Here is an 11,503-nt window from a genome sequence, read left to right as displayed (position 1 = left end):
GCCCCCTTCTCCGGCCCCTCCGGCTTCTCCTCCGACGGGGCATCGAGCAGGTGTCCCGCTACGGCAACCGCATCGCCGTCCGCGCGCCGTGCGTCCTCGTGAACGGCACCGACGAGGAGCGCGCCGCCGCGGCCCGGCTCAGCCGTAGGCGTTGAACTCGGTGATCGACCACCAGGAGGTGGACGTGCCGGTCTGGACGACCTTGACGTAGCGGGCGCTGCGTGCGGGGAAGTCGACGGTGACCAGGGCGCCGGTGCCGGTGCCGGTCGCCACCGGGGAGCCCCAGGAGGTGCCGTCGGTGGACAGGTACACCTGGTAGCCGCGGGCGTAGTCGTTCGCGCTGCCGCCGGAGTCCATGGTGATCCGGGCCAGCGGCCGCACCGCCCCGGTGTCGATCGTGACCGACTGGCCCGCGGCCATCGGCGTGCCCGTCGACCAGCGCGAAGCGGCCGAGCCGTCCAGCATGTTGGCCGGAACGTCGCTGCCCGCCGTCGAGGACGCCGAGGCCGTCCAGCCGGTGCGCGGCAGCACGGTCGGGCCGCCCCCGGCGCCGCCGCCGGCGGCGTTGAGCAGGTCGAGGGCGCTCTGCTGGCAGCCGTAGTCGGTGCTGCCGGGGCCGCCGGCCCAGTGCGGGCCGTACTGGTCGAACGGGTTGCGGTCCCTGGCGTAGGCGGAGTCCGCCCAGGCGGTGAGGGCCGGGGTGTAGGGGTGGTCGGGCAGTCGGGCGTCGAGCCGGCCCAGGCCGCGGGCGTAGGCGCCCTTGAAGGAGGCGCCGTCGCCGGTGCAGTCGTCGCCCTCGCCGGGCTCGCGCAGCACGCCGCCACTGGTCAGCCGGGTGGTGGAGGCGTCGGCGAGGGTGCGCGCGGTGGTCAGCAGCGTCGCGTCGCCGGTGGCCCGGTAGAGCTCGGTGAGGCCGCCGAGGACGACGCCCTGGTTGTACGTCCAGGTGGGCTGGCCGTTGTTGGCGCAGGCGTCGTTCAGGCCGTCGTTGACCAGGTGGTCGGCGTTGACCATGCCGCTGGCGCGGAACCAGTTCCACTCGTCGCGGGCCCGCTGCAGGTAGGCGGTGTCGCCGGGGATGCGGTTGTGCAGGGCGGCGGTGAGCTGGAGGTAGAGCTCGTTGGTGATCGCGTTCTTGTAGGTGCTGTTCGTGTTCCAGCGCACCCCGCCGCCGCAACTGCCCGTCCAGTTGGCGGACATGTGGTCGGCGTCGGCGCGGGCGGTGTTCAGGTAGCGGGCGTCGCCGGTCAGGTCGTAGGCGTCCACCCAGGCCAGGCCCCACCAACCGGTGTCGTCGAGGTACTCGTTGGTGAAGTTGCCGCCCTGGGCGTTGATGTTCCTGTCGTAGGTCTCGGCGATGGCGTAGGTGTAGCTGTTCATGCCGGTGGCGCGGGCGTTGTCGACGATCGCGGTGAGCGCGTTGGCGCCGGTCCACCAGCCGTTGCCGCCGAAGAGCTTGGTGTTCCGGTCGAAGGAGGCCATCAGGGCGGTGGCGGCGGCGGTGCGCCGGTCCCAGGCGTTCCAGGTGGTGCGCGCCCAGGGGGTGCAGGCGATGGCGCTGCCGACCTGGCCGCAGGCCCGCAGCGCGCCGACGCCCCGGTTGTTCCAGTCGTCGACGTTGTACATCAGGGTGCGCCAACCGCCGTTGTTCGCGGGCACCTTGGTGTCGCCGAGCTTGCTGCCGCCGCTCCAGGTGCGGCCGCCGTCCATCGAGCGGTCGAGCCACACCTCGTCACCGGCGGCGCCGCCGGCGATCGAGGCCCAGCCCATGGCGTCGGCGTCGTCGAAGTGCAGGACGAGCGTGCGGCCGGAGAGCGCCGCGGACACCGGCTGCCGGTCCTGCGGGCTGAGGGCCGGGTCGCGGGCGTCGCAGTACTTGTTGCAGATCGCGGTGTCGGCGGCCGCGGCGTCGGCGGCCGCGGCCGGGGTGGCGGCGAGGACGGCGCCGGGCAGGGCCGCGGCCAGGGCGGCGGACAGCAGGGCGGCGCGCAGGGATCGGGACACAGGCATGGGGGCTCCTGGATCGGGGGGCGGGGCGGTGGGGCGGTGGGGCGGGGCCGTGGGGGCGGCCCCGCCGTGTGGTGTGCGGTGGTGCGGGCTCAGGCGGCGGGCAGGCTCCACTGCTGGGCCGGGGTGCCGTTGCAGTCGAAGAGCTGGAGCTGGATGCCGTCCGCCGTACCGGAGTTGGGCACGTCCAGGCAGCGGCCGGACTGCGGGTTGCGCAGCGCCCGGGTGGCCGGGTCGTAGGCCCACTGCTGGCCGGTGCCGCCGTTGCAGTCCCACAGCACGACGGGCGTGTTGTTGCCGGTGCCGCCGCCGGACGCGGACACGCAGCGCCCGAAGATCCGCAGGGTGCCGTCACCGGGGACGGTGACGGACTGGGCGGGCGAGCCGTTGCAGCTCCAGGACTGGATGCGGTTGCCGTTCGCGGTGGCGGCGGCGTTGTCGTCCAGGCACTTGCCGGCCAGCGCCGAGGGGGTGGCGCCGGTACGGGTGCGCGGCAGCGTCCACTGCTGGGCGGGGGTGTTGTTGCAGTCGAAGATCTGCAGCTGGATGCCGTCCGCCGTACCGGAGTCGGGCACGTCCAGGCACTTGCCCGAGCCGGTGTTGACCAGGGCGCTCCCGCGCGGGATCCACTTCTGCCCGTCGCTCTGGTTGCAGTCCCACAGCTGGACGAGGGCGCCGTCGGCGGTGGAGCCGCCGCTGACGTCCAGGCACTTGCCGGACTGCATGACACTGCCGTCGCCGGGGAGCGTCCAGCGCTGGGCCGCGGTGCCGTTGCAGCCGTAGGACTGTGCGTGGGTGCCGTTGGAGGCGGAGCCGCCGGCGGCGTCCAGGCACTTGCCCGCGAGGCCGGAGCCGATCGGGCCGGTCGGGCCGACCTGGACCCGGGGCGGGCGGGCGTCGCCGTTGCCGCCGTAGGAGGGCGGTGCGGAGGAGGCGGAGGTGGCCCAGTTGGTGTTGGCGGTGGTGCCCAGGACGAGGTCGAGGGTGGCGCCGTTGATCACGGAGTTCGCCGGGAGGTAGGCGTTGTTCCAGGCGGCGCCGTTGAGGGTGGCGCTCTGGACGTACGGGGCGTTGGTGGCCGCCTGCGGTGCGTTGACGACGAGCCTGCCGCCGCCCGCCAGGGTGACGGTGACGTTGGTGAACAGGGGCGAGCCGAGGGCGAGGTCGGCGGTGCCGGGCGTCTGGGGGTAGAAGCCCATCGCGGAGAAGACGTACCAGGCGCTCATCGTGCCGAGGTCGTCGTTGCCGACGCGCCAGTTCGCCGGGTCGCCCAGCCACAGCTGGTTCTGGACGTCGCGCACGGTCTTCTGGGTCTTCCAGGGCTGGCCGATGTAGTCGTACTCCCAGGGGAGTTCGATGGAGGGCTCGTTGCCGAGGTCGGCGTGCGAGCCGCCGGAGCCGTGGAAGTCGGCGAGGACGGCGTCCAGGTAGGCGGCGAGCTTGGCGTTGCCGCCCATCGCGTCGGCGAGCCCGCGGACGTTGTGCGGGACGGCGCCGGTGTACTGCCAGGAGGTGCCCTCGACGAACTGGTCGCTGCTGGTGGGGTCGAAGCCGCCGCGCCAGGTGCCGTCCTTCAGCTTGGGCCGCATGAAGCCGGTGGCCGGGTCGAACACGTTGCGCCAGTCCTGGGCCCGGTTGGCGAACTGGTCGCGGGTGGTGGTGTCGCCGAGCGCGCCGGCGAACGCGGAGATGGCGAAGTCCTGTGCGGCGTACTCCAGTTGGGTGGCCACCGAGCCGTAGAACCCGGGCAGGTAGCTGCCGTCGGAGGGCAGGTAGCCGTAGTTGGACTGGTAGTCGAGCCCCAGCCGGATGCCGTTGCCCGCCGACGCCTGCCGCACCATCGCGTCCTTGGCGGCGGCGGTGTCGAAGTCCCTTGCGCCGAAGGCGTAGTAGTCGGCGATGACGGCCGGCGCCGGGTCGCCGTTCATGACGTTGGTCTCGGCCGAGTTCAGCGACCACTTCGGCAGCTGGCCGCCCTGCGCGAAGTCGTTGACCAGCGACTGCGCGCTGTCACTGGCCTGCTGCGGGGCGACCAGCGCCTCCAGCTGCGCCTGGGTGCGGTAGATGTCCCAGCCGGAGTAGGTGCCGTACTGGGCCTTCTGCCGGCCGCTGACGGTGTGCACCTTGCGGTCGAATCCCCAGTACCTGCCGTCGCTGTCGCTGAGCAGGTTCGGGTGCAGCAGCGCGTGGTAGAGCGCGGTGTAGAACACCTTCTGCTGGTCCGGGGTGCCGCCGCTGACGGCGATCCTGCCCAGGACGGCGTTCCAGGCGTCGTGGTTGGCGGTGCGGACGGCGTTGAAGTCCCAGTTCGGGTTCTCCGCCACCCGGTTGGCGGTGGCGCCGGCGATGGAGACGTAGGACAGGCCGACCTTCGCCTGCACCGTGCGGTTGCCCGTGGTGTCGAAGGTGACCGAGTTCCCGCCGTCGAACGTGCCGGTGGAGGTGATCGGCCGGTCGAAGACCATGTCGAAGTAGGCGGTGTACGGGGCGCTGGACGCGCAGAACAGGCCGGCGTCCACCGAGCCGCTGACCTCGGTGCTGCTGACCTTGGTGAAGTGCAGGTTGGTGGCCTTGTCCGCGCTCAGCTTGAACAGCAGGTTGGCCTGGGTGGTGGCGGGGAAGGTGAAGCGCGCCATGCCGGAACGGGCGGTCGTGGTCAGCTCGGTGGTGACGCCGTTGTCCAGCGTGACGGAGTAACTGCCCGCGCTCGCGGACTCCTTCGCGTGCGAGAAGCCGACCGTGGCGCGGCCGTCGACGCCGCCGGTGGTCGGCAGGACGGGTACGTCCCCCATCGCCCCGCACCCGGGCCCCGACAGGTGGTTCAGGCTGAACCCGGTGATGGTGTTGTCGGTGTAGGCGTAGTCGCCGCCCGGCGGCCGGGACGGGGTGTCGGGACTCCACTGCACCATGCCGAACGGCGAGTCGGCGCCGGGGAAGGTGTTGCCCTCGTGCGACGTCCCGAGCAGCGGGTTGACCAGCGAGGCGGGGTCGGACACCGCTGCGGGCGCCGCCTGGGCGGGCGCGGGGGTGGCGAGTCCGAGGACCACGAGACAGGCGGCCAGGGGAAGGCGCCAGCGTTTCATCGTTGCGTCTCCAGAGGAAAACAGACGGGCTGTCACCGGACCGGCTGCGGCACGGTGCGGTGACGGCAAGCAAAGAGGAGCCTGGCAACGTTGTCAACGACTTGGGTCGAATCGGCCCTCGGGGTCAACCCCTGTAGCCAAGGCCCTCGTTCGGTGTTCGCCCCCGGCGCCGGATGATCCTTTTCCCACTGGTCAGATGCCCCGGGCAGCGGACTTGCCGAGGTGGTGCGGCTCCGCCGCGGAGTGACAACTTGAAGATCGAACGCGGCTGAATCCACCCGAAACGGGCCCTCCCCGCCGGGCCGGCTTCAAGCCGTGACGGCGGACTCCGGACCCCGGACTGGCCTGCTCGGTGGCGAACCGCCGGCCATCCCCGCCGGCCGTCCCCGCCGCGGGGGCGCCGACGGCGGGGCTCGGGAGAACCATGGAGAGCGCTCTCCCAACTGCCCGGCCACGACCGGTCGACACGTGCAGGCACGGGCGGCCTCCACCCTTCGCTGAGTCAATCTTGTGTAGTGCGCGGGGACGGCGTGGGTCCGTATTGCGCCCAACGTCCGTTCCGGCGCCCGGATTTCGGTGTACTGTGTACCGATTTCCGCTCATTGCCCGGAAATCTGTTCACTTCATTGACGCGGGCGCAACAGCGGCGCAATCATCGCGACGTGAGAGAGCGCTCTCTCAGTCAAGCCCCCACAGGAGAGATGTTGTGACAGGTAGCCCCCCACCTCGCATCCTCGCCGCGCCACCCCGCTCGCTGGTCCTCGTGTTCGTCGCCGTCCTGGTCGCGACCTTCGCCCTCGTCGTGAACCAGGCCGCCCCCGCCCGCGCCGAAGGCACCCTGCTGTCGCAGGGGAAGACCGCCACCGCCTCCTCCACCGAGAACGGCGGCACCCCGGCCGCCGCAGCGGTCGACGGCAACATGGGCACCCGCTGGTCCTCGGCCGCCGCCGACCCGCAGTGGCTCCAGGTCGACCTCGGCGGCACGGCCACCATCACCTCCGTCGCCCTCAACTGGGAGACGGCGTACGCCAAGGCGTACCAGCTCCAGACCTCCACCGACGGCACCACCTGGACGAACGTCTACACGACCACGACCGGGCAGGGCGGCTCCGAGAACCTGGTGGTGAACGGAACGGGACGCTACGTCCGCATCCTCACCACCCAGCGCGCCACCCAGTACGGCGTCTCGCTCTGGGAGTTCCAGGTCTACGGCACGGCGGGCACGGGCACCGGCACCGGCGCCTGCTCGACCACCAACGCCGCCCTGAACAAGGCCGCCACCGCCTCCTCCACCGAGAACGGCGGCACCCCGGCCGCCGCGGCGGTCGACGGCAGCATGGGCACCCGCTGGTCCTCGGCCGCTGCCGACCCGCAGTGGCTCCAGGTCGACCTGGGCTCCGCGCAGAACGTCTGCGGCGTCCAGCTGTCCTGGGAGAACGCGTACGCCAAGGCGTACCAGATCCAGGTCTCGGCGGACGGCGCCACCTGGAACACCGTCTACTCGACGGCCGACGGCCGCGGTGCGACCGAGCTGATCACCCTGTCCGGCACCGGCCGGTACGTCCGGGTCCTCGGCACCCAGCGCGCCACCCAGTACGGCTACTCGCTCTGGGAGTTCCAGGTCTTCACCGGCGGCGGGGGCGGCACCCCGGGCGGCGGGAAGACCCTGCTCTCGTACGGCAAGCCCGGCACCGCCTCGACCTCCCAGGACAGCGGCAACTGCCCGGGATGCACGCCTGCCAAGGCGTTCGACGAGGACCCGGCGACGCGCTGGGCGACCAGTGACACCAACGGCTGGGTCGACCCGGGCTGGATCTCGGTCGACCTCGGCGCGACCGCGCACGTCACCCAGGTGGTGCTGCAGTGGGACCCGGCGTACGCCAAGGCGTACCAGATCCAGGTCTCGCCGGACGGCAACAACTGGACCAGCGTCTACTCCACCACCGACGGCAAGGGCTTCAAGGAGACCCTCGACGTCGACGGCACCGGCCGGTACGTGCGGATGTACGGCACCCAGCGCGCCACCCCGTACGGCTACTCGCTGTGGACCTTCGACGTGTACGGCACCGGCGGCAGCCCCACCGCCCCGCCCGCCCTCCCGCCGAACCCGGCCAACCCGCCGCGCCTGGTGTGGAGCGACGAGTTCAACGGCGCCGCGAACACCAAGCCGGACCCGGCCAAGTGGACCCAGGACCCGGGCAACGGCCAGAACGGCGAGCTGGAGCTGTACACCAACGGCGACAACACCAACCTGGACGGCAACGGCAACCTCGTCATCGAGGCCCGCAAGGAGGCCAACGGCCAGTACACCTCCGGCCGGATCAACACCCACGGCCACCTCGACTTCACCTACGGCCACGTCGAGGCCCGGATCAAGGTCAGCGGCACCCAGGGCCTGTGGCCCGCGTTCTGGATGCTCGGCTCGAACTTCAAGTCCGGTACGCCGTGGCCGAACTGCGGTGAGATCGACATCATGGAGCACGTCGGCAAGGTCGCGGACTCGGTGTACTCCACCCTGCACGCCCCGGCCTACAACGGCGGAGGCGGCTACGGCTCGCCGTACACCCTCGCCGGGTCGGACTTCGCCTCCGACTTCCACACCTACGCCGTCGACTGGGACTCCACCCACATGACGTTCGCGGTGGACGGCCACAGCTTCTTCACCGTCGACCGCTCGACGCTGGAGCAGACCCGCGGCCCCTGGGTGTACGACCACCCGTTCTACATCATCCTCAACAACGCCGTCGGCGGTCAGTGGCCGGGCAACCCCGACGCCAGCACCGTCCTGCCGCAGAAGATGATCGTCGACTACGTCCGCGTCTCGCAGTGACCACCCGCTCCGGGGCCGGCCGGTCCGGCCCCGGAGCACCTTCCCACCGGGCCCCCACCCCGTCCGCGAGCCCCCGGCTCGCACCCCCTCCACCTCCGACTGGAGTCGCTGTGCGCCGTCCTCACCTGCGAACCGCCCTGGCCGGGCCGCTCGCCGCCCTGCTGGTGGCCGGGGCGCTGGCCGCCCTCGGCAGCCCGGCGGCGAGCGCCGCCGACCAGCCGTGGACCAATGCCGCCCAGACCCCCGACCAGCGCGCCGACGAACTGCTCGCCGCGATGACCCGGGCCGAGAAACTGACCATGCTGCACGGCGGCCCGTCCTGCGGCTACGCGGGCTGCATCCCGGCCAACACCCGCCTCGGCATCCCCGCACTGCACTTCCAGGACGGCCCGGTGGGCGCCGGCGACGGCCTGACCGGCGTGACCCAGCTCGCGGCCCCGGTGGCCGGCGCGGCCAGCTGGGACGTGGACCTGATGCGCGCGTACGGGCAGGTGCTCGGCGCCGAGCAGTGGGGCAAGGGCACCAACGTGGTGCTCGCCCCGACGGTCAACATCGTCCGGGACCCGCGCTGGGGCCGGGCCTTCGAGTCGTTCGGCGAGGACCCGTACCTGGCCGGGCAGATCGGCGCCGCCGACATCGCGGGCATCCAGAGCCAGGGCCCGATGGCGCAGGTCAAGCACTTCGCGGTCTACAACCAGGAGACCAACCGCAACTCCCTCGCCGACAACGCGGTGGTCTCCGACCGGGCCGAGCGGGAGATCTACCTGCCGGCGTTCGAGGCCGCCGTCCGGCAGGGCGTCGACTCCGCGATGTGCTCGTACTCGGCCGTCAACGGCACCTTCGCCTGCGAGAACGGGCCGCTGCAGAACGGCGTCCTCAAGGGCGACCTCGGCTTCAAGGGCTTCGTCACCGCCGACTGGGGCGCCACCCACTCCACCGTCGCCTCGGCCAACAACGGCCTCGACGTGGAGATGCCCGGCAGCGACTACTACGGCACCGCGCTGACCGACGCCGTCAACGCCGGGCAGGTGTCCCAGGCGACGATCGACGACCACGTCCGCCGGGTGCTGGTGTCGATGTTCCGCCGCGGGCTCTTCGACCGCGCGCAGAACGGCAACCGGGACGCGGTCGTCACCACCGCCGCGAACGCCGCCGTCGCGCAGCAGGTCGCGCAGCAGGGCAGCGTCCTGCTGAAGAACAGCGGCGCGGTGCTGCCGGTGGCGCCGTCGGTCAAGTCGATCGCGGTGATCGGCGACGACGCCGGAGCGGGCGTGATGACCCAGGGCGGCGGCAGTGCCTCCGTCAACGCGCCCCACGTGGTGACGCCCTACCAGGGCATCAAGGCCCGCGCCGGGGCCGGGACGACGGTGACCTTCGCCCAGGGCGTCCCCGCCGCCGACGGCTCGCTGCCGCCGGTGCCCTCCTCGGCGCTCAAGCCGTCCAGCGGCAGCGGCAGCGGCCTGTACGGCGAGTACCACAACAGCACCGACCTGTCCGGGCCGGTCGTGGCGAGCCGGGTGGACGCGGGCATCGACGCGGTGTGGGGCGGCCAGTCGCCCGCCGCCGGGGTCAACGCCACCGACTGGTCGGCGAAGTGGACCGGCACCCTGACCCCGCCCGCCAGCGGCAGCTACCAGTTCTCGCTGAACAGCGACGACGGCAGCCGGCTGCTCGTCAACGGCCAGCAGGTCATCAACAACTGGTACAACCAGGGCCCCACCACCCGCACCGGCAGCGTCACCCTGACCGCCGGCCAGCCGGTGAGCATCGAGGTCGACTACTACCAGGCCGGCGGCGGCAGCAACGCCACCCTCGGCTGGGCGGTGCCCGGCCAGAGCGCCCACGACCAGGCCGTCGCCGCCGCCCGGAACTCCGAACTCGCGCTCGTCTTCGTCAGCGACTTCCAGTCCGAGGGCTCCGACCTGCGCGACATCGACCTGTCCGCCGCCCAGAACCAGCTCGTCGCGGACGTCGCCGCCGTCAACCCGCACACCGTCGTGGTGGTCAACAGCGGCTCCGCGGTCACCATGCCCTGGGCGGGCTCGGTGCAGGGCATCGTGGAGAACTGGTACCCGGGGCAGGAGGCGGGCACCGCGATCGCCGCGCTGCTCTACGGCGACGTCAACTTCTCCGGCAAGCTGCCGGTGACCTTCCCCAAGTCGCTCGCCGACGTGCCCGCCGCGACCACCGCCCAGTGGCCGGGCCAGAACGGCAGCGTCCAGTACTCCGAGGGCGTGAACGTCGGCTACCGCTGGTACGACGCCAAGAACAAGGAACCGCTGTACCCCTTCGGTTACGGCCTCTCCTACACCACCTTCGGCTACTCCGGCCTGACCGTCGCCGCCCCCGACGCCGCGGGCAACGTGGCCGTCGGCTTCGACGTCACCAACACCGGCACCCGGGCCGGCTCCGAGGTCGCCCAGGTCTACGTCGGCCAGCCCGCCGCCAGCGGCGAACCGCCGAAGAACCTGCGCGCCTTCCAGAAGGTCGCCCTCGACCCCGGCCAGACCCGGCACGTCGCCCTGACCCTGGACGCCCGCAGCTTCCAGTACTGGAACGGGAGTTGGACCACCGCGACCGGCACCCACACCGTCTCGGTCGGCTCCTCCTCCCGCGACCTGCGCCTCACCGGCCAGACCACCGTCACCGGCGGCGGCAGCACCGGCGGCGGCCTGACCGTGCTGCCGCGCACGGGGTGGACGGCGTCGGCCTCCGCCACCGGCGGGGGCGACGTTCCGGCGAACATGCTGGACGGGTCGGCCGGTTCGCGCTGGTCGGCGGGCACGCCGATGGCCGCGGGCCAGTCGGTGACGGTGGACACCGGGGCGGTGCGGTCGCTGGCGCGGATCACGATGGACTCCGGCGGCAGCGCGAACGACTACGCCCGCGGCTACCAGGTGTTCCTGTCCTCGGACGGCACGTCCTGGGGTTCGGCGGTGGCGACCGGCAGCGGTACCGGATCCCTGGTGACGGTCGACTTTCCGGCGCAGAACGCCCGCTACGTGAAGGTCGTCCAGACCGGCACGTCCACCTCCTGGTGGTCGATCGCCGAGTTCAACGCCTACACCCCCGGCGGCGGCGTCAGCGTCCTGCCGCGCACGGGGTGGACGGCGTCGGCCTCCGCCACCGGCGGGGGCGACGTTCCGGCGAACATGCTGGACGGGTCGGCCGGTTCGCGCTGGTCGGCGGGCACGCCGATGGCCGCGGGCCAGTCGGTGACGATCGACACTGGCGCGGTGCGGTCGCTGGCGCGGATCACGATGGACTCCGGCGGCAGCGCGAACGACTACGCCCGTGGCTACCAGGTGTTCCTGTCCTCGGACGGCACGTCCTGGGGTTCGGCGGTGGCGACCGGCAGCGGCACGGGATCCCTGGTGACGGTCGACTTCCCCGCGCAGAACGCCCGCTACGTGAAGGTCGTCCAGACCGGCACCTCCACCTCCTGGTGGTCGATCGCCGAGTTCAACGCCTACGGCTGAGCCGGACCCCGCCGGGGATCGCGGAGCCGGTCGGGGACCGGGCGATCGGCGCGGCCGGCGCACGCACCGCGGACTCCCCCTGAACCACCGGCCCCCCTACGCAC

General features: G+C 72.2%; 4 protein-coding genes and 1 pseudogene. 2 read left to right on the top strand and 3 right to left on the bottom strand.

All coding sequences use genetic code 11. The features are described from left to right. Positions 1–138 precede the first annotated feature (138 nt). From ACFUEL_RS24595 to ACFUEL_RS24585, 3 genes and pseudogenes are all read right to left on the bottom strand, one after another. Positions 139–531 carry a discoidin domain-containing protein gene (locus ACFUEL_RS24595; RefSeq protein WP_380238918.1) on the bottom strand — a complete coding sequence of 131 codons (393 nt, stop codon included), beginning with the start codon at positions 529–531 and terminating at the stop codon, positions 139–141. A 24-nt stretch (positions 532–555) separates the two neighbouring features. Next, positions 556–2,010 (bottom strand): annotated as a pseudogene (locus tag ACFUEL_RS24590) (glycoside hydrolase family 76 protein); the annotation flags it as partial. Between the two features lie 89 nt (positions 2,011–2,099). Further along, positions 2,100–5,090, bottom strand: coding sequence for a lectin (locus ACFUEL_RS24585; RefSeq protein ID WP_380238916.1), 2,991 nt, complete (start codon positions 5,088–5,090; stop codon positions 2,100–2,102). Positions 5,091–5,853: 763 nt separating this feature from the next. Between ACFUEL_RS24585 and ACFUEL_RS24580 the strand changes: the two genes are divergently transcribed. Together ACFUEL_RS24580 and ACFUEL_RS24575 are read left to right on the top strand one after the other, a co-directional pair. Then, positions 5,854–7,920 (top strand): discoidin domain-containing protein, encoded by a 2,067-nt coding sequence (locus ACFUEL_RS24580; RefSeq protein WP_380238917.1) that lies wholly within the window; start codon positions 5,854–5,856, stop codon positions 7,918–7,920. A 110-nt stretch (positions 7,921–8,030) separates the two neighbouring features. Further along, positions 8,031–11,399 (top strand): glycoside hydrolase family 3 C-terminal domain-containing protein, encoded by a 3,369-nt coding sequence (locus ACFUEL_RS24575; RefSeq protein WP_380238915.1) that lies wholly within the window; start codon positions 8,031–8,033, stop codon positions 11,397–11,399. The last annotated feature ends 104 nt before the right edge of the window (positions 11,400–11,503 follow it).

This window comes from Kitasatospora sp. NPDC057198 (assembly GCF_042670125.1).
GTDB lineage: Bacteria > Actinomycetota > Actinomycetes > Streptomycetales > Streptomycetaceae > Kitasatospora.
This window is presented reverse-complemented; position numbering and strand designations above follow the sequence as displayed.

Coding starts and splice junctions, on each gene's coding strand:
- ACFUEL_RS24585 (WP_380238916.1), bottom strand. CDS start 5,090: ATGAAACGCTGGCGCCTTCCCCTGGCCGCCTGTCTCGTGGTCCTCGGA.